Here is a 23848-nt window from a genome sequence, read left to right as displayed (position 1 = left end):
ATCAAAACTCAGCTAACTTATCCTCGGTGATGCGACAGATACGCCAGTCTGGTAATACGGTAGCACCAAAACGCTGATAAAATACGATCGCAGGTTCATTCCAATCTAAGACACTCCATTCTAATCTCCCTGCTTTTTGTTCTGCTGCAATTTTCGCCACCTGAGTTAATAAAGCTTTACCAATTCCTAAACGACGATATTCGGGTAAAACAAAAATATCTTCTAAGTAAATACCTGGTTTAGTTAGAAATGTTGAATAATTCCAGAAAAAAAGCGCGAATCCTACTATTTTTTCTTCACATTCTGCTACAATCGCCTCAATATAAGGTCGTTCACCAAAAAGATGTTCTTGTAATGCTTCTGTTGTTCCTGTCACGAGATGCGTCAGTTTTTCGTATTTTGCTAAAGCTTTAATCAGTTCAAACACTTGGGGTACATCGTCGGGTGTAGCGTTACGAATTGAAAAAGAAAGATTCATTAGAAATTAATTCGCTTATAATTCAAAATAATATTATATCTGTTGTCATGGATCTACAAAAAATTCTTTTAGAAAATGGGATTCCTATTCATGAATGGCATCATAGCAAAAAAACAAAAACCGTTGCAGAGTTAGAACAAGAGATTTTAAGTCAAGAAACAAAGCTAGAATTAATCGATAATCAGTTAATTCGTACTGTTAAAGTCGCTAATATTATTGTTAATCTCCAGTTAGGTGAAATTCTTTTTAAACTGATTGAAGATAAACAGATTTTTTTAAACTTTGGTCAAGTCAGAAAACGAAAATTAGGTTATATTGCAGAAAAAATAATAGGTGATGAAAACCCAGAAAGTGCTGCACGACGGGCATTATTAGAAGAAATTGGTTTAAATTTAGACAAAGAATTAATTTTTGAAGGTGCAGAAATTGAGCAGCAAAATTCGATAAGTTATCCAGGACTCTCATCTATTTACCATGTTTTTAAATATCGAGTTATTTTAGAAACTGCTGATTTATCTCTACTTAGATTCTCTGAAGTTCAAGATAATAAGATTACTCTTTTTACTTTAGAACCCGAAGACTAATACTCTACTTCATCATTTTGATATTTGTGCAATAATTCATCAAAACGTTGCTCTTGACGTAATTCCTCAAAAACAAGATTAGTTTGAGCTAATGATAGATAAATTTGAGGATAAAAATAAATTGCTTCTTCTAAACTATTTAAAGCTTGTTCATTTTGTCCTAAACAAGCATAACAACAGGCTTGATTATACCAAGCATAATCATCATCGATTTCTATTTCAAGAGCTTGGGCATAATATTCCACCGCTTCTTGAAAGCGTCCTAACTCCTGTAAAATAACACCTTGCTGATATAATGCCCAATAATCACTAGGCTTTAAATCTAATGCTTTCTGATAGTTATTCAAAGCTTCTTCTAAGTTTCCCGATGCTTTGAACGCATCTCCTTTTCGATACCAAGACCAATAATCACGCGGTCTAAGTTCTAATGCTTGATTATAACAGACGATCGCTTCTGCAAAATTCCCTGATAAACGTGAGGCTTCACCCTTACGATAAAATGACCAATAATCGTTATGATTAACGGCTAATGCTTGTTCAAAACAAAAAATCGCTTGACTGTACTCTTGTAGATTTTCTAAATAAACACAACCACAATCATACCAAGCCCAGTAATTATGAGGACGCATTTGTGAGGCATATCGATAACTCATGGCAGCTTCTTCGTAACGTCCTAGTTGTTCTAGGGTCATTCCTCTTTTATACCAAGCCCAATAATCGTTAGGATAGTATTCTAGAGCTTTTTCATAACTCAATAACGCTTCTTGATAATCTTCGCGCTCTTTTAAAAGATTAGCCTGTTGATACCAATCTTGGTAACTATCGGGACGGGATTCTAGAGTACGATAAGTAGTAAATAGCCGAGTCATGATAATTAGTGGGTTCCTAAGTGAATATCTAGTTTTAGAATTGTAATTAATCCTACAAGAACTTGTTCTACTTTAACTGTTACAAATGCTGCCAACAGATTTACTTATTTCTCGGCGCAATGGTGCTACATTAACCCCAAAACGGCTTATAGTGAATCAAGATGCACTCGAAGAAGCAACAGAACAAATTAATTGTTTTCAAAGTCATATCGGGCGTACTCAAGGTGAACTAAATGAAACCCTACTTGCACTAGAAGGTGACAGTCCAGATTATAAAATCAAACGAGGCTTTGCACATTTACTCAAAAGTCATTTTTCCACGTTTGAGATTATTAGTCCACTAGAACCCGAAGAACTCAGACAAAAAGTTTTTGCTTATTCAGCTAAAATCGTTCCCATTCCCCAAAACCGCGAACAAATCTTAGAATCACTTGCTCGCCAACTGAGTCAAGAATTAAATCGAGAAGTTTTTCCAATTGAGATTGAAAAAGGACTTTATGCAGACATTAATGATAATCGTATCCTAACCCAGTTCGATGCTCCAACCCCCGAAGCCTTAATTCATCGTTACAATGTGTCGCAGGTTCAAGGGATTTTTTATCGTGCCAGCCATATTATTATTAATGCTCATCGCAACGACCCAGGGGAATATAAACTGTTATTCAAATATCTAAAACTGTTTCAGTTAATGGCATATATTGAAGGAGATTCCGATACAGGTTTTACGATTACAATAGATGGCCCTACCAGTTTATTTCAAGCGAGTACCCGTTATGGGTTAGCTATTGCAAAGATGATTCCAGCGCTATTACACGTCAGTAAATGGAGTCTCAAAGCGAATTTACAATACAAAGATACTTATACAAAAGTCATTCGTCAAGAAAGTTTTAGTTTAGATGACCAATGTAATTTAGTCTCACACTATCCCCCTCAAAAACCCTACGATAGTATGTTAGAAATGTCCTTTGCGACTCGGTGGGAACAAATTAAAACGGAATGGAAACTAGAAAGAGAAGTTGATTTAGTTCCGTTACCAGGTAGTGTTATGATTCCAGATTTTCGCTTAATTCATCCCGATGGACGCGATTATTTACTAGAAATTGTGGGTTATTGGCGACCTGAATATTTACAGAAAAAATTTTCTCAGGTACGAAAGGCAGATGTTAGTAATTTAATTTTAGCCGTTTCCGATCGATTAAATTTAGAAAAAGCAGGGGTGAAAATCACCGATGTACCTGCAAAGGTGATTTGGTTTAAGGATAAATTATCGCCCCAAGCCGTATTAGAAGTTATACAATCTTAATCCTTCGATTGTTGTTCTAAAGCCTTGATTTGCGCTTTCAATCGTTCGATTTCTTGTTCTGCTGCTTCGGCTCTAGCTTGTTCTCGTTCGGCTCTAGCTTGTTCCTGCTGAACTCGTTCTGCCATTTGCTCATATGTTTCAAATGCTTGACCATCCAAACGGTATAGAATTAATTGTCCATTCCGACTAAGACGAAAACAAACCATCAAACGGGGACTAACCCATTCTTCAATTTCTTCAATTGTTTCTAAAGAGCCATTTCGACGGATAAAGCCATCTAAACTTTGACGGTCAGGATCATAGATATAATATTCTTCGACTCCATAACGATCGTAGAATTGAAACTTCCGACTCATTTCTGGGATAGTGTTCCCTGGTGAGATAACCTCAAACACGACTTGAGGACAAATGTTATCTTCTTTCCATTGCTGATAACTGCCTCGATCACCCTTGGGTCTGCCAAATACGATCATAACATCGGGTGCTTGCCGTAATTTGTTGTTGCCTTGGACAGGATACCAAAGTAAATCCCCCGCTACAAATACATTGGGAGCATTGGTGAACAATAAATCAAAACCTTTTTTCAAGTAAACGATCGCTTCAAATTGCTTGGTATTGTCTGCCATTGGCTGACCGTCAGAGTCGGGATAATTGACAGGCTGAGACGTTGTAACCATCGTTCTTAAAGGTTTTAACGCTGGATCATTACGATTCTAGCGAATTTCAGGATTATATACTTAATACTTTGAACGAAAAAGCAAGCGTCAACCAGCTTTCTCTCAATGTAGTAGTGATTCTAGCGTCATTTCAAAAGGTGGGCTTAACTCACCCTTATTGTTATTAGGCTCAAGAATTATAGCCACATCTAAAGTAATCGTATTACAATAATCATTCAAAACCATCTACATCAAACTCTCAAAAAATTTGATTCTTGAAAAGCCTCAACTATGAATAGTCCTTTTTTAAATCGTCTTCGTAGTCCTGAACGTCCCGTCCTTGTTTTTGATGGTGCGATGGGAACTTCATTACAAACGCAAAATTTGACCGCAGAGGACTTTGGCGGGGCAGAATATGAAGGATGTAATGAGTATCTGGTACACACCAAACCAGAAGCCGTAGAGAAGGTACACAGAGGCTTTTTAGAAGTGGGTGCAGATGTTATTGAAACCGATAGTTTTGGTAGTACTTCAATCGTTTTAGCTGAATACGATTTAGCCGATCAAGCCTATTATCTCAACAAACGAGCCGCCGAAATTGCGAAAAAAGTGGCTAATGAATATTCTACCCCCGAAAAACCGCGTTTTGTCGCTGGTTCTATGGGGCCTGGAACCAAATTACCGACATTAGGACATATTGACTTTGATACTTTAAAAAACGCCTATATTGAGCAAGCAGAGGGTTTATATGATGGTGGTGCAGATTTATTCATCGTTGAAACCTGTCAGGATGTCCTACAAATTAAAGCAGCATTAAACGGTATTGAAGAAGTTTTCACTCTTAAAGGGAATCGTATTCCGATTATGGTTTCGGTGACCATGGAAACAATGGGAACCATGTTAGTCGGAACTGAAATTAATGCAGTTGTCTCCATTTTAGAACCCTACAATATTGATATTTTGGGACTGAACTGTGCGACTGGCCCTGATTTAATGAAACCCCATATTAAATATTTAGCTGAACATTCTCCCTTTATTGTTTCTTGTATTCCTAATGCTGGTTTACCTGAAAACGTCGGTGGACAAGCACATTATCGACTTACTCCTATCGAATTACAAATGTCTTTGATGCACTTTATCGAAGATTTAGGAGTGCAAATTATTGGAGGATGTTGTGGTACTCGCCCTGACCATATTAAAGCATTATCCGAAATTACAAGCACATTAAAACCAAAAGAACGTCATCCTGAATACGAACCATCAGCAGCATCTATTTATTCAACTCAACCTTATATTCAAGATAATTCGTTTCTCATTGTTGGAGAAAAATTAAACGCCAGTGGTTCTAAAAAATGTCGCGAATTACTAAATACTGAAGACTGGGATAGTTTAGTATCGATGGCAAAATCGCAACTCAAAGAAGGGGCGCATATTCTCGATGTTAACGTCGATTATGTGGGACGAGATGGCGTAAAAGACATGAAAGAATTAGCCTCCCGTTTAGTTAATAATGTCACTTTACCCTTGATGCTAGACTCAACAGAATGGGAAAAAATGGAGTCTGGTTTAAAGGTTGCAGGAGGTAAATGTATCCTGAATTCGACCAACTATGAAGATGGCGAACCTCGTTTTTATAAAGTCTTAGAACTGGCTAAGAAATATGGTGCAGGAATTGTTATCGGTACCATTGATGAAGAAGGAATGGCGCGGACAGCAGATAAAAAATTTGAAATCGCTAAACGTGCTTATAATGCGGTTGTAGAGTCTGGAATACCTGCATCAGAAATCTTTTTTGATACTCTCGCTTTACCGATTTCTACAGGAATTGAAGAAGATAGAGAAAATGGCAAAGCCACAATTGAATCAATTAAACGAATTCGAGAAGAATTGCCTGATTGTCATGTTATTTTAGGCGTTTCTAATATTTCTTTTGGATTAAATCCTGCTGCTAGACAAGTCTTAAACTCAGTCTTTTTGCATGAAGCAATGGCTGTGGGAATGGATGCTGCTATTGTTAGTGCCAATAAGATATTACCGATGGCAAAAATTGAGCCAGAATATCAACAAGTTTGTCGAGATTTGATTTACGATCGTAGAGGGTTTGACGGGGATATTTGTATTTATGATCCACTAACTAAACTAACGGATATTTTTACTGGAAAAACCACGAAAAAAGATGCGTCCAAAAATGCTAGTTTACCTGTAGAAGAAAGACTCAAACAGCATATTATTGATGGTGAAAGAATTGGTTTAGAAGATAGTTTAGCAGAAGCTTTAACAAAACATCCCCCACTGGAAATTATTAATACTTTTCTACTCGATGGAATGAAAGTAGTCGGAGAGTTATTTGGTTCGGGACAAATGCAGTTACCGTTTGTTTTACAATCAGCACAAACAATGAAATCTGCGGTAGCTTATCTTGAACCTTTTATGGAAAAAGAAGACTCAGATAGTAGTGGAAAAGGAACTTTTATTATTGCTACCGTTAAGGGTGATGTTCATGATATTGGTAAGAATTTAGTCGATATTATTCTGACTAATAATGGCTATAAAGTTATTAATTTAGGGATTAAACAGCCAGTAGAAAATATTATTCAATCTTACCGAGAAAATAAGGCTGATTGTATTGCCATGAGTGGATTATTAGTGAAATCTACGGCATTTATGAAGGAGAATTTAGCAACTTTTAATGAAGAAGGGATTACCGTTCCAGTTATTTTGGGAGGTGCAGCTTTAACTCCCAAATTCGTTAATGATGACTGTCAAAAAACTTATAAAGGTAAAGTAATCTACGGAAAAGATGCCTTTACTGACCTTAATTTTATGGATAAACTCATGCCCGCAAAATCAGCAGGACAGTGGGATGATTTAAAAGGTTTCTTGGGTGACTTGAGTTTAGAAGAAAGTACAGAAGTTATTTTAGAAAATGATGTAGAACTTAATCCAGATACCACCTTTGTTGATGATAATGGGACAGTAATTAAAGAAGTTGATACTCGTCGAAGTGATGCAGTAGAAATCAATATAGAACGTCCAAAACCACCTTTCTGGGGGACTAAATTATTACAAGCAGATGAACTTTCTTTAGAGGAAATATTTAAATATCTAGATCTACAAGCTTTATTTGTTGGACAGTGGCAATATCGCAAACCCAAAGAACAGCCAAGAGAAGAATATGATCAGTTTCTACAAGAAAAAGTATATCCTATATTAGAACAGTGGAAACAAAAAGTAATTAGTGAAAAGTTACTCAATCCAACGATTCTTTATGGCTATTTTCCCTGTCAATCTGAAGGCAATTCGCTTTTAATTTATGACCCAGAATTATTCCAAAATTTAGGTGAGAAAATACCTGATAATCTAGAACCAATTACTGTATTTGAATTCCCTCGTCAAAAATCAGGTCGTCGTCTGTGTATTGCTGACTTTTTTGCGGCTAAAGAATCTGGAATTATTGATGTATTTCCGATGCAAGCAGTAACCGTAGGAGAAATTGCCACAAAATACGCTAAAAAACTCTTTGAAGCAAATCAATATACCGATTATCTCTATTATCATGGGATGGCAGTTCAAACCGCAGAAGCTATGGCAGAATGGACACACGCAAGAGTTAGAAAAGAATTAGGTTTTGCTGAATTTGAACCCGATCATATTCGAGATATTTTGCAACAACGCTATCAAGGTTCTCGTTATAGTTTTGGTTATCCCGCTTGTCCTAATATTCAAGACCAATACAAACAACTGGATTTATTAGGAAGCGATCGTATTAATATGTATATGGATGAAAGTGAACAACTTTACCCCGAACAATCAACCACCGCGATTATTGCCTATCATCCTACTGCTAAATACTTTAGTACATAAATTATGATCACTTCTATTTTAATTCCGAATCATTCCTTAGAAGATTGGTTACAAAATCCTCTACCTGGAACTGAATGGGTTGATGGAAACATTATTAAGAAAAACGGAATGACTTTAAAACATAGCAATATTCAATCAAAATTTGCTCGTTTCTGGGGAAATTATGTAGAATCAAGTGGACAAGGAGGAGAAGTTTATACTGATGTTCCCTGTCGAACCATCAAACAAGGACGTTCACCTGATGTTGCTTATTTAACCCCTGAATTAGTCGCACAATACGGAAACGAAAAAGTATTACCCCAAAGTTTTCCCTTGTGTGCAGAAATTGTTTCACCAACCGACTTAGCAGAAGAAGTAATACTGAAAGCACAAGAATATTTAATTTCAGGTAGTCAAGAAGTTTGGTTAGTCTATCCTGAGAGTTGTTGGATCATTGTTCTTACTCAAGATATCAAAACTATTTTTTCTTCGGGTGATATTGTTAGTACACAAAAGGTTTTACTCGATTTTAGTATCCCCATTGATGAGTTATTAGCTTGAATAGTGATGAAGTTTAGGAAGTTAATATACACTTAGTTTAGTTTCTTCCTTAATTCATATGTCTTTTACTATACCGACTATTTTGGCTTTAGATTTCGATGGTGTCATCTGTGATGGTTTACTTGAATATTTTCAATCCACTAAACGAACCTATAGCAAAATCTGGCATTTAGATAATATCGCATCACTTGATCAATTTGCTAATCAATTTTATCTTTTACGTCCTGTAATTGAAACAGGATGGGAGATGCCTGTACTCTTAAGAGCATTAGTATTAGAAATATCATCAGAAGAAATTAACCAAAATTGGCCTAACATTGCCGAAAAAATCGTCAAAACCGAACAACTCGACCCTAAAATTCTTTCTTATGAACTTGACGCAACACGAGATCGATGGATTGAAACAAATGTCGATGAATGGTTAGCCTTACATCGCTTTTATCCAAATGTCGTCGAAAGAATGAGCCAAATTCTAGATACTTCAACCCAACTTTATATTATTAGCACCAAAGAAGGACGATTTATCCAACAACTGTTTCAAGAAAAAGGTGTAACCATCTCCAAAGATAGCTTATTTGGCAAAGAAACCAAACAGCCTAAATATGAAATCATCCGTACCCTCTTGAAAAAGCATTCAGAACCCCCGTCGCATCTGTGGTTTGTTGAAGATTTACTGAAAACATTACAAAAAGTTAAGCAACAACCTGATTTAGACGGGATGGGATTATTCTTAGCGGATTGGGGCTATAATACTCAACACACCAGAGAATCGATCGCAGATGACCCCTCCATTCATCTGTTATCCTTAGCGCAATTTACCCAAGATTTCTCCAACTGGCCTCAATCTTGACAAAAACAAACTATTATGCTAGACATTGCAAAACTAGCGGGAAAAATCCCAGGCATTAGCCAACATTATAAAAATGAAGTTACAGCCAGTCGTCAACGGGTGGAACGGGCTGAGTTTTTATTAAAACAAACTCAAGCCAAACAACAAGAATTAATCGAAATTCATCAAAATTGGCAAAATCGTTTTATTTTCTCGGCAGCTATACCCGTAGAACCCTTAAACACTCGCGTTACTATCAATCTCGCCCCCTATTGTCATAGTGTTTTTGCCACCGATGGCTCACAAATTGCCCCATCACACCATGAAATCGCCTACTGTTATCTGATTAATATTGGTCGAATCATGCTGCATTATGGGCAAAATCTCCACCCACTACTCGATAGCATTCCCGAAGTTTATTACAAACCAGAAGACATTTATATATCCAAACAATGGGGAATTAAAGTCGAAGAATGGATGGGCTATCGTCGTACAGTCCTAGAAGCACAATTATTATCTGAGATGGCTTGTCGTTGGGTCAAACCACCAGGGCCCCATTATGAACCCAATTTAGCCTTAATTGATGGCTCATTAATTTACTGGTTTTTTGATAGCCTACCCAATGAAGCTAAAGAATTAATCCTACCCCCTATTCAAAACGCTTGGGAAGAATTACGCAAAGCCAACATCCCTTTAATGGGATACATCAGCGCGTCTCGGAGTAATGAGGCGATTAATTTTCTTCGTCTACAAGCTTGTCCCCATGATACGCCCAACTGTGTCATGAACTGTTCAGATTTAATGGATGAAAAAACGCCCTGTCATGTGGTTCACCCTTTACGAGATGCGGCCTTATGGGATTATTTATTAGAACCAGGACAACGCGGCCCGTTATGGCGTAGTTCTTTACGGATTTTGAATTTATACGAAGAAACTCAATGGATCTATTTTTGTTATGTTAATGTGGGAACCGAAATTGCTCGAATTGAAGTCCCTGCTTGGGTTGCAGAAAATAGTGAGCTTTTTTCTCAATCTTTGAGTTTAATGTTAACGCAAGTCAGTAAAGGCTATGGTTATCCCGTTGCCCTCGCTGAAGCACATAATCAAGCAGTAATTCGTGGGGGTGACAGGGCGAGATTTTTTGCCCTACTCGAACAACAAATGCTGAAAGCGGGTTTACGTAATGTTGGTACTTCCTACAAAGAAGCAAGAAAGCGGGGCAGTATTGCCTAATTTTTTGCGGTTATTGCGGTAAAGAAGTTCGGTTGTACATCTTCAGAATCAATGTAAATATAGGTACGATGAGGTAGAAGCACAGAAGAACGAATTGCGATAGATAGGATGTGATGGAAATGGTCGTGCAAAATGGGTTAACGTCGAAACTCAGTGATCTTTTCTCTTTGGTTAATTCTCCACAAGAAACTCAGGTGAATGGTCATTCTCACGATTTGAATACCAGTGAATGGGTTGTGCGTAGAACGAATAAAGCTAAAGGAGAATGGTTTGCTGCGATCGCTACATTAGAATCATTACTCGTTAAGGGTGCGGGTATGACGGAAGCATTAACCCCACAAGGATTAATTGTATCAGGCCCCTCATCAGTATTGTGTCATCCTGAGTTAGTCTCTCAGTTTGCGCTCGGAATTTTTACCCCAAAACCGCTTAAAGAATGGGATTTAGCAAGATTTCAACTTCCCGCATCTTCTAATACTCAACCTTCATTTCAGTTCGACGGTAATATTATTGAACTCCCTTTACTGCCCTATGATCCTCTTGTAACTGAACAATTTTGTCTTGTTTTTACATCTGAGTTTAGTTTAATGATGGTTTTAGGTGAAAATGCTTGGGGTTTACCTGCATTTCATTTTACCTTTGAGCCAGATCTAATTGAACAAGGATGGGATGTTTTACAATCTCGTATTCTTCCCCAACAAAGACAGCAACTCAAATCATTAAAAAATCAGTTTTCAACCAGAATACCCGACTATCGGACGGTAATGGAATTTAGTCGGCTACTGTTACAAAACTTACCCGAAATCTATCCCACAGAAGTCCGAAAAACACGGCTTGATCCTGAGAAAATCAGTCATCATGTGACAGAACCTAGCGAAAATGTCGGACAACCTTCGGAAATGGAGCTTTTACAGGCTTTAACTCATGAAATCCGTACACCTCTAACGACAATTCGGACAATGGTGCGGTTATTACAAAAACGAACTAAATCAGCCCCCGATTTATCAAAATATCTTGATGTGATCGATCAAGAATGTACAGAGCAAATTAATAGGATGGAACTTATTTTCCGTGCTGCCGAAATGGGGATGACTTCAGAAAGGGAAAAACCAATCAATTTAATTCCTCTCTCATTAGAGCAAATCTTTCAACAAGGGATACCGAACTGGCAAAAACAAGCTCAACGGCGCAATATTACTTTAGATGTGATTCTGCCGAAGAAATTGCCACAAGTTGTCAGCGATCCCAGTATGCTAGAACAAATGCTGACGGGATTAATTGAAAAATGTACTCGTACTGTCCCTTCGGGTGGTAAGATTCGAGTCCAAGTCTCAACCGCAGGACATCAGCTTAAATTACAGTTTTATACCGAATCCTGTCCGAAAAGTAATCCTTTCAAAGCAATTGGGCAATTATTGATGTTTCAGCCTGAAACGGGAAGCCTTAGCCTAAATTTAGATGTTACAAAAAATCTGTTTTATGCTTTAGGTGGTAAATTCGTCGTTCGTCAGCGTCATCATGAAGGTGAAGTTCTCACAATCTTTTTACCCCTTGGCAAAGGCAAATAGTTAAAATATACATTCTAAAGAATCTTAAATAAATCTGCAGAATAAGATTTTTAGCGTAAAATATATTAAAATAGTCCACTAGAGTGATTCTTATCCACTTGTAGAAAAGAATTAGAGGCGTGAAGCATCTATTTTCTCTCACTATTGCCAAAAAATCGATAGATTGTTTCGACTGATTATTTTTTTTGCCGTGTAACTCTCGCTTTTAAACAAGCTAGAGGTTTGTTTGTTTGTAATCAGGGACATCAATAAAGTTTACTCTTAGTCAGAGTTTAAAAAGCTTGAACATTCTAGTATGGGTTCAAACTTTGCTTTATGACTTAATAAAATATTTAGCTTTTTCAATCTGTTTTAGTAATATTAGATACTATTTAGCAAAAATTTTTTAAGTTAAATTGATTTCCTTGAAGTCCAAATATTTTATATAGTTATGTAGATCGCTCAATAGAAACGTTCCGTAAATATCATGAAAAACAAAAATTATTTTTCCAAATTTTCTAGTGATTTCAGCGATTTTATTCGATTGTTTTTTGTTTATAGTTAGATCACAAAGAAACTCAAACATATTTAACCCCCAGGAGTCTATCATGTCACGTCAACAATCCCTTACTTCAAAATCTATTCAGTCTTTAATGGTATCTGGATTAATTATGACTGGATTATGTAGTTTTAATACCTCAGCCGCCATTTCACAAGAAGTTAAAAATACACACGAAGTAACAACAACTCAAACTCAAGAAAAAACAAATAAACCTATTCAAGAGTCAACACAGCCAAATTGGTGTAGTCGTTACAGACCATGCTAGTTAATTAAGTGTGGAGTCATCACAATAGGTCTTGATAAATTTTAAAAAATTCCTTAGCTTGTTATAGATAAGCATCTATGCAAACTCAAGTACTTTCTATCACTATAATGTGATCAAGAATAATTGAGTTAGAATCTAGCAATTGATCCATGAAAAATAGTATTTATCAATGGCTACGGACAATCGGTTTTAGTTATTGTCTATTCAATGGTGTCGCAGTAGCACAGATTACATCGGATCAAACTGTTTCCACGCAAGTCGAAGCGATTAACTCACAAGGTCAAATCGTAATTACGGGTGGTACCCAAGCTGGAAAAAACTTATTTCATAGTTTTAATCAGTTTTCCATCTCCAACGGCAGTACAGCCTATTTTGATAACTCAATCACTATAGATAATATTATTAGTCGAGTTACAGGCGGTCAAATTTCGCAGATCGATGGCATCATCAAAGCGAATGGAGCCGCTAATTTATTTATTATTAACCCAATGGGTTTTATATTTGGGCCGAAGGCCAAGCTTGAGATAGGAGGTTCTTTTATCGCTTCGAGTGCCAGTAGTATCAAGTTTGCAGATGGTCAAGAGTATGGCGTTAATCATCCAGAATCCCCTGTACTCACCGTAGCCGTTCCGATTGGATTACAATTTGGTCAAAATCCTGGTTCTATTATTAACCGTTCTCAAAGTCTCCCTCTCAATGAGAATAATCCGCCGACGCAAGGTAAGCCACAAACTTTTTCTGGACTTAGATTAAAATCTGATCAAACGCTGGCTTTGATTGGAGGAAACGTTACTTTAGAAAATGGAAATATAACAGTTTTACCAGGACGAGTTGAACTCGGAAGTGTTGGCGAAAACAGCTATGTGAGCTTAACACCCATTGAGAAAGGTTGGCAAGCTGGATACCAAGGAGTCCAAAACTTTTTAGATGTCTTGGTGACTCGAGGCTCGGTTATCGATGCGAGTGGTAGTAATGGCTCAGTACAAATTCAGGGACGACAGATCACCTTTTCAGAAAGCACACAAATCGGTTTAGTTCCGAGCAAAGATACACGCACTGGAGATTTAATCATCAATGGTTCTGAATCTGTTGAATTAATCAGCCGAAAATTTTTCGAGCAACCAGAAACAAATGTACGCACAGCCTTATTTGTTCAGGGTGCTAATGTTGATGGTGGTAGGGTCATCATTAATACTAAAAAATTTTCCGTAAGAGATGGAGCGATTATTAATACTGAAACAATAGGAACGGGAAAAGGTGGCGATATCATCATTAACGCTTCAGAATCAGCAGAGATTATCGGAACAGGCTTTAATGATTCTAGTATATTGTTGACAGCTACATCAGGTTCTGGACAGGGCGGAAATATTATTATTAATACTCCATCACTAACTCTACGTGATGGGGGACAAATCGCCGCCGACACTGTGAATTATGAAGAAGAAGACATTGTAGGTGATGGAACAGGTGGCACAATCATAATCAAGGCACAGAATACGGTAGAAATTTCAGGAAAAGGAATTATTCCCGAGACTAACGAAGAAGTCATTAGTCAAATATCTGCTTCATCGGGCGATCGTGTTTTTGAGCTATCGGGTATTGGTGATGGCGGGAGTATCACTATTGAAACCGATCAACTGATTATTCATGATGGAGCTAAAATAAGCGTTGAAAGTTTTCAACAACCCAAAGATTTTGATCAACCCAGTGGAGTCGCTGGTTTAATTACAATTAAGGCGAACTCTATTCTATTAGATGATCAAGGGCAACTCAATGCTATTGCTGAAAATAATAACGGAAATGGTGGCGAAATTAATCTGACTGTTTCGGAGCGTCTAGAATTACGCAATAATAGTTCAATTACTGCTGAAGCTGAGTCTGGAAATGGTGGAAATGTTAATATTGATAGTCGTTTTGTAATTGCCGTACCAACCGAAAATAGTGACATAGTAGCAGATGCGGGCCAAGGGAATGGCGGTAATATTGATATTACTGCTTCTGGTCTTTTTGGCTTCCAAATTCAACAAGCCCCACGTATTGATTTAAGTGAAATTAACGCAAGCTCAAGAACGGGTGTATCAGGTCTGGTCACAATTAACCGTCCTGATGTTGACTCTCAAAGCAACCTTGCAACCTTGCCAACTGAGGTCATTAATACAGATAACCTAATTGTCGAAAGTTGCCGTACTGGAGTTCAAACGGCTGGAGAATTTTCAATTAAAGGAAGAGGTGGTTTACCTGTTGACCCTAATCAAACGGTAAGTCAAAATCAAGGTTTAGCAGATTTAGGCAACCCATCTAGTCAAGATCATCTTAATTCTACTCAGGTAAGGACTGAACAACAGCCAACAGAATTGATCGTTGAAGCTCAGGGGTGGATGCTCAATGAACAAGGTCAAATTATTCTAACTGCTCAGGCAACAACCGTCACACCCCAACCTCATAATAATCCCACAAAATGTAGTGGCCCTTGACCGCTAATCAGTTCAATTAAAAGACCAATAAAACCGAGCATTGCTAATCTTCCATTCCAAACCTCAGCCGCAGTCGTCATTCCCCATTCCCAGCTTTCTTGGGGATACATTTTCATATTCTTGACAGGGTGAGTGACTTGATCAAAGGTAGTGGGTTCTTCTTCTAAAGATTTAGCCACCATCTGCGCTAGAGAGTCAATGAAAATCGGATGAGTATTTAAAGCGGGAACTCGATGAAAATGAGTAATTCCTGCTTCTTCAGCAATTTCGCGGTACTCGATATCAATTTCTTGTAATGTTTCGATGTGTTCTGAAACAAAACTAATCGGCACAACGACTATTTCTTTTATTCCTTGTTCGCCTAATTCTTCTAACGCATCTTCAGTGTAGGGTTTAAGCCATTCTACAGGCCCGACTCGACTTTGATAAGCCAAAGTATAGTGATTGGGACGATTTAAGGTTTTAATAATCAAACGAGTACATTCTTCGATTTCTCGTTGATAAGGATCACCTGCTTCTTCTACATAGCTTTGAGGTACACCATGTGCGCTAAAAAAGATATGAGCTTGATCTGGATTTGTACATTGTTCTAATTCTTGAGCAATTAAATCCGCCATCGACTGTAAATAACCTGGATTATTGTACCAAGATGGAATTAAAGTATACTCAATCTGTCTTAGGGTCGGATCTTCTTGCCACATCTCCTCGATCACTCGAAAGCTTGAGCCACTGGTACTGATGGAAAATTGGGGATAAAGTGGTAAAATAACTAGCTGTCTAATGTTATCCTGTTTAATACAGGCGATCGCTTCTTCGGTAAACGGATGCCAGTAACGCATTCCGATATATACTTGTACTTGTTTACCAATCTCAGTTAAGCGATTTTCCAGAGCCTCAGCTTGTGCCTCTGTAATCTTGCGTAAAGGTGAGCCGCCGCCAATTTGTAAATAATTGTCTTGCGATTTTTTGGCTCTTAGTGTTGAGATCAACCACGCTAAAGGCTTTTGCAACACTTTGATCGGCAATCGGATGATTTCTGGGTCAGAAAACAGGTTAAATAGAAAAGGACGAACATCCTCGATCTGATCTGGCCCACCTAAATTTAGCAACAGAACCCCAACACGACCCATAGCATTATCAATGAATTGTTTTTTTAATATTCTTTACCAAGTTTAACAATATATTGGTTTTATGGTTAACACAAATTATTGAAAACGCAGAATTTAATGGAGGATTAGCAGTGGCTACAATTTTCAGAACTTTGAGCTACAAATATCAATGGCTCTATGATGGGATTTCATCTCTCGCTACCTTGAGTGTCGGTGGTGAAACCAAATTTCGTAACTTAGCATTACAAGGCTTAACAATTGATTCTAATACTAAAATTCTCGATCTTTGTTGTGGCGCAGGACAAACAACCCGCTTTTTGGTGCAGTTTTCTAAGCAGGTGACGGGTTTAGATGCTTCTCCTGTGGCACTCCAACGCGCATCTTTAGCCGTTCCACAAGCTCAATATGTTCAAGGATTAGCCGAAGCCATGCCGCTTGATACACAACAGTTTGATATTGTTCATAGTAGCGTGGCTCTTCATGAAATGGAAACCGAACAACTTAAGCAGATTTTTCAAGAAATTTACCGCGTTTTAAAACCCAATGGCGTTTTTACGGCAATTGATTTACATGAACCGACTAACCTCTTATTTTGGCCGCCTTTAGCTACTTTTATGTGGCTTTTTGAAACTGATACTGCTTGGCAACTCCTTAAAACGAATCTTGTTACATTATTGCAAGAAGTCGGGTTTAAAAATTGTCAACAAACTCTTTATGCTGGCGGAAGCTTGCAAGTGGTTCAAGCGATACGGTAGGCTGGACTGATCTATATTTAAAATTTACGAACCATTTTGCAGATATTAACGATTAACCATGACTAAATCGAAGCTTTTACAACCAGACTTATTTTTAGGAGATACAATTCTTAGCCTGACCCCCAATATCTTACAAGAGAATAACATTAAAGGTTTGATTTTAGATGTTGATGAAACACTTGTCCCCATTCGCGAAGCTTTAGTTTCTCAAGCTTTATTACAATGGGTTGAGCAAATTCGTCCGATCGCGACCATTTGGCTCGTGAGTAATAATGTTAGTGAATATCGTATCGGTAGTATCGCCCGTTCGGTTAATTTACCTTATCTATTGGGTGCGGTTAAGCCTTCACGTAAAAAACTACGTCTGGCAGTAGAAGCGATGAATTTACCCCCCTCTCAAGTCGCCATGGTGGGCGATCGTTTATTTACTGATGTACTAGCGGGTAACCGTTTGGGTTTGTTTACAATTTTAGTTGAACCGATGATCGATCCTGCGATCGCCACCCGTTCTTATCCCGTTCGTAATTTTGAAGTCTGGATCTCTAAGAGACTCGGTGTTACACTGACCTACGCGCAACAAAACTTTACAAATCCAGACAAAACCTCATCTAACTAAATATAAAGAAATAATTAAGGAATGGAGATTGAGTAAAAATATAGTGAATTCTATATATTAGGTTCAAATGAGGTCAGCTAATATAAAGACCTTAAATATAAAATAGATCAGATGCAAAAGCGTGCAGGCTAGACACACTTTTCGGAAACTAGCTTGCACCCCAAGCATTTTAAAGCATTAAAGTTTAACTCAATCGATCTACAGCAAAGATATATTGATAATGGCTATACTAGCTTTCTTCCAATGCACGAAAAAATGGTAGAGATAATGATGTAGCCTATCATGTAAATCCGTTCATTGACAATAAGATTATGAGTTTAAAGTTATACTTTTTAAGGCATGGAGAAACAACCGCCAGTCAAACTGGAGCGTACTGCGGTAGATTGGATCTAGAACTAACGCCATCGGGTCACGAAATGGCGGAAGACTTTGCTAAATTTTATCGAAATTTACCTTGGACGGCTGTTTATTGTAGTCCTCTAAAACGTACCTTAGCAACCGCTCAACCACTCTGTAAACCATTAGGATTAGAAATACACAAACGAGATGGTTTAAAAGAAATATATTATGGACAATGGGAAGGTAAAAGCCCTGAAGAAGTTAACCGAGAATTTCATGATGAATATGTACGCTGGTTAGCAGATCCGGGATGGAATGCACCGACAGAGGGCGAAAAAGGCATCGATATTTCGCGTCGTAGTTCTGAAGTTTTAGAAGAGATTGAACATACTTACCTTAGTGGTAATATTTTGATTGTGTCCCATAAAGCAACGATTCGTATTATGTTGTGTTACCTATTGGGGATCGATGTAGGACGGTTTCGTGATCGTATTGGAATGCCTGTGGCTTCGGTTAGTATCGTTGAACTAGCGACTCATGGCCCCCTCGTTCATGTTATGGGCGATCGCTCTCATCTCAGAGAAGACCTCCGTAAACGAATTGGTACATAATTTATGAGTTTAAAACTCTATTTTTTGCGTCATGGACAAACTGCCTACAGTAAGACAGGGGGATATTGCGGTACCATCGAAAACGACCCAGGATTAACCCCAGAAGGCATTAAAATGGCGATCGCTTTTGCCGATCTGTATCAGGATATCCTGTGGGATGCCGTTTACGTGAGTCCACTCAGACGCGCTCGACAGACAGCCGAACCCCTTTGTTCTAGATTAAACATCAAGATGCAAATTCGGGAAGGATTAAAAGAAATTGCCTATGGAAAATGGGAAGGAATGCACCCCAATGACGTTGATCTTGAATTTCATGATTTATATGTGCGGTGGTTAACCGATCCTGCATGGACTTCTCCCCCTGGTGGTGAGAGAGGAATTGATATCGCACGGCGTTCTTCTGATGTCATCGCAGAAATAGAACAAACTCACGCCAAAGGAAATATTCTATTAGTTTCCCATAAAGCAACAATTCGCATTATCTTATGTAGTTTAATGGGAATTGATGTAGGACGTTATCGGGATCGGTTTGTCATGCCTGTTGCGGCGGTTAGTGTTGTAGAATTATGTGAGCGCGGGCCGTTGTTTCATACGATCGCAAATCGAAGTCATTTAGATGAGTATCTACGTTCCTTACCTTGTACCTAATCTTAAGCAGTGGTATAAAGATTCATCGGTTGTTGAATTGGAATACCCGTTAAACTAAAAGCGCGAACTTCTGTTACCTTGACTTGAATGATTTGTCCTTTCAGTTGTTCAATATTTCCCTGACAAAAAGTTAAACGGTTTCCTCTGGTTCTACCCATCACCTGAGTTGGATCTTTAGGATTTACATCTTCTACTAAAACCTCTTCAACACGTCCTAAATAGCGTTGAGAACGTTCAGACGCTTTTTGAGCCACTAAATGATTAAGACGTTGTAGACGATCACTTTTAACCACTTCACTTAATTGATTATCCCACAAAGCAGCAGGAGTACCAGGACGTGGCGAATAGGCAGCCGTATTGAGTTGATCAAAACCAATCTCATCAACCAGTTTTAGTGTATTTTCAAATTGTGCTTCAGTTTCGCTAGGAAAACCAACGATCGCATCAGCACTAATCGACGCATCGGGCATATATTCGCGTATTTTATCAATAATTTGGCGATAGCGTTCATGAGTGTAACCCCGTTTCATTGCTTTTAGAACTTCATTATCACCCGACTGGAATGGAATATGAAAATGTTCGCAAACCTTGGGTAACTCATAACAAGCTTTGATTAAACGTTCAGTAAAATAGCGTGGATGACTTGTAGCAAACCGAAGACGTTCTACACCCGAAACCTCGTGTACATAATAGAGTAAATCTGTCAAGGTATGTAAATGTCTTCCCGTTTCTGTGACACCGGGTAAATCTCGCCCATAAGCATCAATATTTTGACCGAGTAATGTAACCTCTTTATAGCCTAATCTACCTAATTCTTCCATTTCAGCGCGAATTGCTTGAGGAGTGCGAGATTGTTCAACGCCTCTTACACCAGGGACTACACAGTAAGTACAGCGTTCATTGCATCCATAAATTACATTAACCCAAGCGGTAACTTTACTTTCGCGTCTGGGTTTAGTAATATCTTCTATAATGTGAACAGGTTCAGTGGCAACAACTTGATTACCATCAAATACCTGTTGCAATAAATCTTCTAAACGATTAGCGTGTTGTGGCCCCATTACTAAATCTAACTCTGGAACGCGTCGTAATAACTGTTCGCCTTCCTGCTGTGCCACACAACCAGCAACAATTAGTGTTAAAGAGGGCTGTTCGTGTTTCCGTTTTGCCTGTCTTCCTAAATATGAATATACCTTTTGTTCAGCATTATCGCGAATCGTACAAGTGTTGTAGAGTACTAAATCTGCTTCATTGGGATCTTCTGACCAATTAAAACCCATATTCTCTAATATACCCGCCATACGTTCCGAATCAGCTTTATTCATCTGACAGCCAAAAGTTGTAATGTGGTAACGGCGTTGGGATTGAGTCATGGAAATAATTTAGAGTAAAATGTCCAGCACTCTATTATAAAATTTTTAACCTTCAATTGGGGATTTTGATTTTGAGATGATTTGCGATCGCTTGATCTAAAAACAATCACTTCAGTTGAGCCATAATTGGGACATATTGCTTAAAAATCTTCTAAACTAACACCATTCCAAAATATTAGAATTTTTTATTAAATAATTGACTTCACTGCCATTCCACTCTAAAAGAGAGCAGTAAAAATCTCTTTCATAACTAGATAAAAATAATATAGCTGTTGATTAACTGTTGCTTTGCTGATTAAACTTACTGATTTTAACGACCAAAACAAGAAATTTTTATTATTAGTTCACTTGCTTTTGGATAGACTGCATATTACTATAATTTGAAAAATTTTTTAAATAATTTAGCGGTTGATTTGACCAGATTTTCGTCGTCTGACCCTTTCTAACTTTAGTAACTTCAACATCGTAATACAAAGCATCAACCACAAAAAACCAACGCCGTATCCTGCAATAACATCCGTAGGCCAATGAACCCCTAAATAAAGCCGACTGCTCCCAATTGCAGCAATTAAAATTACCGCTAAAGTATAAATTAAAGTAGCATATTTAGGATAATGAATTGCTAACTCATAAACAATAAATCCATACAAGACTAAAGAACCTAATGCGTGACCACTCGGAAAACTAAAAGATTTTTCTGAGATTAAAGGCTCCCAAAGTTGAGGACGAACTTTAGAGAAAAATAGCTTCAATTCTGTATTTAAAATTAAAGCTCCCAAACAGGTAATAACAAAGATTATTGCTTCTTCTCGATAGCGTCGCCACAAAAGTATCCCTAATGTTACAAGAGCAACACTTACAACTGTATTAGGATTACCCAGTTTAGTCATAAATAGCATGACTGCATCAAAATGAGGATTAGCAAAAGTATGTAACCACAGCAAAAAAGAGCTATCGAAAGCAAATGCTTCTTTTTCTAAAACCTCTTCAGCTAGTTGAGCAACAACAAAAAGAATTAGTAAACAACTTGCTAATCCAATAATACTGATCGTAGCGATTAATGTCATTAAGCGCGGATGAATATGACGCAACCAAAAAGCGGAAATTGATTTAAGCATTGCAACAGAGACTAGCGGCAGTTTATTGTTAACAGAGCTATTGAAGCTTAAACTTGTTTGAAGTTTATTTTATCAGATAAATATCAAATCAATCTCAAATTATAAAATGATAATCATTATAATTTTTAAAATATTTTTGATTCATTTTAATCTTTTTTTCAGTAAACTATGAATATTTATTCATATGTCGAATAAGTTTGATGAAAGTTTCTAAAGCTAACACAAGTGGTTGTAGCTGTAGTCACGATGCTCACAAGTATAAAGAGCATGATAATCATAATCACAATCATGGCGGTGAAATTAAATCAGTTTCCCCCGAAGCTGTAGCAGTTGAAGATATTATTTTAGTAAAACTAGGTGAAAAGATTCCCCTAGACGGTAATATGATTGAGGGAAATTCTTCTATTGATACTTCTGCAATAACAGGTGAATCTGTACCACGCTCGGTTAATGTGGGAGATCTTATATTAGCAGGTACAATTAATCAATCTGGTGTTTTAACAATACGGGTAACTAAAGAATTTGCCGAATCTTCAGTCGCTAAGATTTTGGATTTAGTCGAGAATGCCAGCACTAAAAAGGCAAAAACGGAAAAATTTATTAGTCATTTTGCCCGTTATTATACCCCTGCTGTTGTTTTTATCTCCCTCGCTGTAGTACTTCTGCGCTTTATTCATCCTATTAAGAATTTTTGGTGTAGCCACGTTATGAAAAGCCGTTTTTGCTGATGTCGGCGTTCCATTGTTAGCGATATTAAATGCTTCTCGTGTCTTGCGTTAAAAATAGAAAGATTCTTAAAATTATGCAATTAAAGGTAAAAAAGTCTAACAAATTTTGGATATGCCAGGACGGAGATTTGAACTCTGGACACGAGGATTTTCAGTCATCAAACGAATCTTTTTAAAACAAGCTTTATGAAGATTTAAGCATCATCTTACACCAACTTTACACCAATTAACGAGGAAACTAAAAGGCAGGAAAAAATCAAGTTAGGGTTTTATTGTTTAAGTTTTAAATAATTCTTAAAATCTTCACCCACTTCTCTAATATCTAGATCTTGATGTTGTAACGCTCGTTTGACTAAGCGTTGAACAAGATCTTCATCGATATTGATGTATAGTTCTAAAAATCGTCTGTATTCCTCATCGGTTCCTTTCTTTAATAGCGATTCAGCTACTGTTTCAATGTGAGTAGAAAGCCAAGAAAGAGGAAGGGAGAGGATAGCCTGTCGAACTAATTCGATATCAGAATGTCCTACGCTGGCTAATCTAATTAATTCATCAAATAATGTCAGACGTTCCGATTCTGTTAAATATAGACACAGTTGAAGAGCAGTTGCTCTTTCGCTAGGGTTGTCGAGAGCAGCTTTAATAATGGAGAGTCGATTGCTAGACTGAGTTAGAAATGCTTGACGAGAGGAGAAATAGGCTTCCTCTTGCGTAAGTAATTGATGCCAAAGGTCTGTATCTTGTTCCAGCGATTGGATTTCTAACATGATTTATTCCCCTATCGAATCTCTTTTTTACCCGCATATACCCATCCACAATTGAGAAATTTATTCAATAAATTCTGTCAGAGGCATGGGGCGACTTGGATAGATTGTGTGATGAGTTAGTGAATGAGTCCCTCCTACCTCTTTCCCATCAGCAATAACTGCTAGTCCAGAAGGTAATTGAGTTCCTTTATCTAGTTTATAGTAATGTCCCGTTAAAGGAGCGTAACGGATATCGGCAAATGTAGAAGCACCTGTTGGAGGTTGTGTCGGAACAACTAAGTCGTTGATAGCGGTTAGATCTAAGTTGGGACGAGGGGGACGCGGTGATGTCCTGTTACCAAAAGCATAAAGCGTTATTGTTAGAATAACTGCTGATTCAACCTCGTTATCTAAATTTTCTTCTCCGTTGTTGCTCACTCAAGACATTATTGTTGATTTACTTAATCATCTTATGAGGGTTTTTAGCTTTTGAGTGATATCAGAGTCGAGTTGAATTTGTATGATTTCGCGTTGAGGATTTGGTAGTAGGGCAACAAGGCGATCGTATGGTAAGGTTAAAGTGGTTGGACAATTTTTTAGT

General features: G+C 37.7%; 21 protein-coding genes and 1 pseudogene. 14 read left to right on the top strand and 8 right to left on the bottom strand.

Annotated elements, in window-relative coordinates:
- Position 1: 1 nt before the first annotated feature.
- Positions 2-478, bottom strand: a complete 477-nt coding sequence (locus CFPU101_RS17395) for a GNAT family N-acetyltransferase (RefSeq protein WP_206816602.1) — start codon at positions 476-478, stop codon at positions 2-4.
- 47 nt (positions 479-525) lie between these two features.
- On the opposite strand from CFPU101_RS17395, the gene CFPU101_RS17390 reads away from it, so the two are divergent.
- Positions 526-1062: an NUDIX hydrolase gene (locus CFPU101_RS17390; protein WP_206816601.1), complete on the top strand. Its 537-nt coding sequence runs from the start codon at positions 526-528 to the stop codon at positions 1060-1062.
- Here CFPU101_RS17390 and CFPU101_RS17385 read toward each other — a convergent pair.
- A complete protein-coding gene (locus CFPU101_RS17385) occupies positions 1059-1931 on the bottom strand; it encodes a tetratricopeptide repeat protein (RefSeq protein ID WP_206816600.1) in 873 nt (290 codons plus the stop codon). The genes CFPU101_RS17390 and CFPU101_RS17385 overlap by 4 nt on opposite strands.
- A gap of 85 nt (positions 1932-2016) precedes the next feature.
- Between CFPU101_RS17385 and CFPU101_RS17380 the strand changes: the two genes are divergently transcribed.
- Positions 2017-3234 carry a DUF790 family protein gene (locus CFPU101_RS17380; RefSeq protein WP_206816599.1) on the top strand — a complete coding sequence of 406 codons (1218 nt, stop codon included), beginning with the start codon at positions 2017-2019 and terminating at the stop codon, positions 3232-3234.
- Here CFPU101_RS17380 and CFPU101_RS17375 read toward each other — a convergent pair.
- The gene (locus CFPU101_RS17375) at positions 3231-3911 is read right to left on the bottom strand and encodes a Uma2 family endonuclease (RefSeq protein ID WP_206816598.1); all 681 of its coding nucleotides are present in this window, start codon (positions 3909-3911) and stop codon (positions 3231-3233) included. The genes CFPU101_RS17380 and CFPU101_RS17375 overlap by 4 nt on opposite strands.
- A 270-nt stretch (positions 3912-4181) precedes the next feature.
- On the opposite strand from CFPU101_RS17375, the gene metH reads away from it, so the two are divergent.
- The 7 genes from metH to CFPU101_RS17340 all read left to right on the top strand — a co-directional run bounded on the left by metH (position 4182) and on the right by CFPU101_RS17340 (position 15204).
- Positions 4182-7754 carry a methionine synthase gene (gene metH / locus CFPU101_RS17370; protein WP_206816597.1) on the top strand — a complete coding sequence of 1191 codons (3573 nt, stop codon included), beginning with the start codon at positions 4182-4184 and terminating at the stop codon, positions 7752-7754.
- Positions 7755-7757: 3 nt separating this feature from the next.
- Positions 7758-8294, top strand: coding sequence for a Uma2 family endonuclease (locus CFPU101_RS17365; RefSeq protein WP_206816596.1), 537 nt, complete (start codon positions 7758-7760; stop codon positions 8292-8294).
- Positions 8295-8352: 58 nt separating this feature from the next.
- Positions 8353-9144, top strand: coding sequence for an HAD family hydrolase (locus tag CFPU101_RS17360; RefSeq protein ID WP_206816595.1), 792 nt, complete (start codon positions 8353-8355; stop codon positions 9142-9144).
- Between the two features lie 15 nt (positions 9145-9159).
- Positions 9160-10356 carry a DNA double-strand break repair nuclease NurA gene (locus CFPU101_RS17355; RefSeq protein ID WP_206816594.1) on the top strand — a complete coding sequence of 399 codons (1197 nt, stop codon included), beginning with the start codon at positions 9160-9162 and terminating at the stop codon, positions 10354-10356.
- 119 nt (positions 10357-10475) lie between these two features.
- On the top strand, positions 10476-11924 hold the full coding sequence (locus tag CFPU101_RS17350) for a sensor histidine kinase KdpD (RefSeq protein WP_206816593.1): 1449 nt from the start codon (positions 10476-10478) through the stop codon (positions 11922-11924).
- Positions 11925-12511: 587 nt separating this feature from the next.
- The gene (locus tag CFPU101_RS17345; protein WP_206816592.1) at positions 12512-12730 is read left to right on the top strand and encodes a hypothetical protein; all 219 of its coding nucleotides are present in this window, start codon (positions 12512-12514) and stop codon (positions 12728-12730) included.
- Between the two features lie 149 nt (positions 12731-12879).
- Positions 12880-15204, top strand: coding sequence for a filamentous hemagglutinin N-terminal domain-containing protein (locus CFPU101_RS17340; protein WP_206816591.1), 2325 nt, complete (start codon positions 12880-12882; stop codon positions 15202-15204).
- Here the strand turns inward: CFPU101_RS17340 and hemH are convergent.
- Positions 15171-16334 (bottom strand): ferrochelatase, encoded by a 1164-nt coding sequence (gene hemH, locus CFPU101_RS17335; protein WP_206816590.1) that lies wholly within the window; start codon positions 16332-16334, stop codon positions 15171-15173. The two genes, CFPU101_RS17340 and hemH, sit on opposite strands and share 34 nt — an antisense overlap.
- Positions 16335-16444: 110 nt before the next feature.
- Between hemH and CFPU101_RS17330 the strand changes: the two genes are divergently transcribed.
- From CFPU101_RS17330 to CFPU101_RS17315, 4 genes are all read left to right on the top strand, one after another.
- The gene (locus CFPU101_RS17330) at positions 16445-17068 is read left to right on the top strand and encodes a class I SAM-dependent methyltransferase (protein ID WP_206816589.1); all 624 of its coding nucleotides are present in this window, start codon (positions 16445-16447) and stop codon (positions 17066-17068) included.
- Positions 17069-17126: 58 nt separating this feature from the next.
- Positions 17127-17684, top strand: a complete 558-nt coding sequence (locus CFPU101_RS17325) for a YqeG family HAD IIIA-type phosphatase (protein ID WP_206816588.1) — start codon at positions 17127-17129, stop codon at positions 17682-17684.
- A 311-nt stretch (positions 17685-17995) separates the two neighbouring features.
- Complete coding sequence (locus CFPU101_RS17320) at positions 17996-18634, top strand: histidine phosphatase family protein (protein WP_206816587.1); 639 nt, start codon at positions 17996-17998, stop codon at positions 18632-18634.
- A gap of 3 nt (positions 18635-18637) precedes the next feature.
- Positions 18638-19282 carry a histidine phosphatase family protein gene (locus tag CFPU101_RS17315; protein WP_206816586.1) on the top strand — a complete coding sequence of 215 codons (645 nt, stop codon included), beginning with the start codon at positions 18638-18640 and terminating at the stop codon, positions 19280-19282.
- A 2-nt stretch (positions 19283-19284) separates the two neighbouring features.
- Here the strand turns inward: CFPU101_RS17315 and miaB are convergent, their stop codons facing one another.
- A complete protein-coding gene (gene miaB, locus CFPU101_RS17310; protein ID WP_374191969.1) occupies positions 19285-20655 on the bottom strand; it encodes a tRNA (N6-isopentenyl adenosine(37)-C2)-methylthiotransferase MiaB in 1371 nt (456 codons plus the stop codon).
- Positions 20656-21056: 401 nt separating this feature from the next.
- On the bottom strand, positions 21057-21773 hold the full coding sequence (locus CFPU101_RS17305) for a phosphatase PAP2 family protein (RefSeq protein ID WP_206816585.1): 717 nt from the start codon (positions 21771-21773) through the stop codon (positions 21057-21059).
- A 287-nt stretch (positions 21774-22060) separates the two neighbouring features.
- On the opposite strand from CFPU101_RS17305, the pseudogene CFPU101_RS17300 reads away from it, so the two are divergent.
- Positions 22061-22438, top strand: a pseudogene (locus tag CFPU101_RS17300) (heavy metal translocating P-type ATPase); the annotation flags it as partial.
- 332 nt (positions 22439-22770) lie between these two features.
- Here CFPU101_RS17300 and CFPU101_RS17295 read toward each other — a convergent pair.
- On the bottom strand, positions 22771-23268 hold the full coding sequence (locus tag CFPU101_RS17295) for a hypothetical protein (protein ID WP_206816583.1): 498 nt from the start codon (positions 23266-23268) through the stop codon (positions 22771-22773).
- A gap of 60 nt (positions 23269-23328) precedes the next feature.
- Positions 23329-23685: a hypothetical protein gene (locus tag CFPU101_RS17290; RefSeq protein ID WP_206816582.1), complete on the bottom strand. Its 357-nt coding sequence runs from the start codon at positions 23683-23685 to the stop codon at positions 23329-23331.
- Between the last annotated feature and the right edge of the window lie 163 nt (positions 23686-23848).

The organism is Chroococcus sp. FPU101 (genome assembly GCF_017312365.1).
In the GTDB taxonomy this organism is placed as follows: Bacteria; Cyanobacteriota; Cyanobacteriia; order Cyanobacteriales; family Microcystaceae; genus Chroococcus.
Note: the sequence above shows the minus strand (reverse complement) of the source record. Positions and strands in the feature narration are given on the sequence as shown.

Excerpts from the sequence above, each read along its gene's own strand:
- CFPU101_RS17395 (WP_206816602.1), bottom strand. The coding sequence starts at position 478 with ATGAATCTTTCTTTTTCAATTCGTAACGCTACACCCGACGATGTACCC.
- CFPU101_RS17350 (WP_206816593.1), top strand. The coding sequence starts at position 10,476 with ATGGTCGTGCAAAATGGGTTAACGTCGAAACTCAGTGATCTTTTCTCT.
- CFPU101_RS17375 (WP_206816598.1), bottom strand. The coding sequence starts at position 3,911 with ATGGTTACAACGTCTCAGCCTGTCAATTATCCCGACTCTGACGGTCAG.
- CFPU101_RS17305 (WP_206816585.1), bottom strand. The coding sequence starts at position 21,773 with ATGCTTAAATCAATTTCCGCTTTTTGGTTGCGTCATATTCATCCGCGC.
- miaB (WP_374191969.1), bottom strand. The coding sequence starts at position 20,655 with ATGACTCAATCCCAACGCCGTTACCACATTACAACTTTTGGCTGTCAG.
- CFPU101_RS17320 (WP_206816587.1), top strand. The coding sequence starts at position 17,996 with ATGAGTTTAAAGTTATACTTTTTAAGGCATGGAGAAACAACCGCCAGT.
- CFPU101_RS17390 (WP_206816601.1), top strand. The coding sequence starts at position 526 with ATGGATCTACAAAAAATTCTTTTAGAAAATGGGATTCCTATTCATGAA.
- CFPU101_RS17380 (WP_206816599.1), top strand. The coding sequence starts at position 2,017 with ATGCTGCCAACAGATTTACTTATTTCTCGGCGCAATGGTGCTACATTA.
- CFPU101_RS17385 (WP_206816600.1), bottom strand. The coding sequence starts at position 1,931 with ATGACTCGGCTATTTACTACTTATCGTACTCTAGAATCCCGTCCCGAT.
- CFPU101_RS17360 (WP_206816595.1), top strand. The coding sequence starts at position 8,353 with ATGTCTTTTACTATACCGACTATTTTGGCTTTAGATTTCGATGGTGTC.
- CFPU101_RS17325 (WP_206816588.1), top strand. The coding sequence starts at position 17,127 with ATGACTAAATCGAAGCTTTTACAACCAGACTTATTTTTAGGAGATACA.
- CFPU101_RS17295 (WP_206816583.1), bottom strand. The coding sequence starts at position 23,268 with ATGTTAGAAATCCAATCGCTGGAACAAGATACAGACCTTTGGCATCAA.
- CFPU101_RS17345 (WP_206816592.1), top strand. The coding sequence starts at position 12,512 with ATGTCACGTCAACAATCCCTTACTTCAAAATCTATTCAGTCTTTAATG.
- CFPU101_RS17340 (WP_206816591.1), top strand. The coding sequence starts at position 12,880 with ATGAAAAATAGTATTTATCAATGGCTACGGACAATCGGTTTTAGTTAT.
- metH (WP_206816597.1), top strand. The coding sequence starts at position 4,182 with ATGAATAGTCCTTTTTTAAATCGTCTTCGTAGTCCTGAACGTCCCGTC.
- CFPU101_RS17355 (WP_206816594.1), top strand. The coding sequence starts at position 9,160 with ATGCTAGACATTGCAAAACTAGCGGGAAAAATCCCAGGCATTAGCCAA.
- CFPU101_RS17315 (WP_206816586.1), top strand. The coding sequence starts at position 18,638 with ATGAGTTTAAAACTCTATTTTTTGCGTCATGGACAAACTGCCTACAGT.
- CFPU101_RS17365 (WP_206816596.1), top strand. The coding sequence starts at position 7,758 with ATGATCACTTCTATTTTAATTCCGAATCATTCCTTAGAAGATTGGTTA.
- hemH (WP_206816590.1), bottom strand. The coding sequence starts at position 16,334 with ATGGGTCGTGTTGGGGTTCTGTTGCTAAATTTAGGTGGGCCAGATCAG.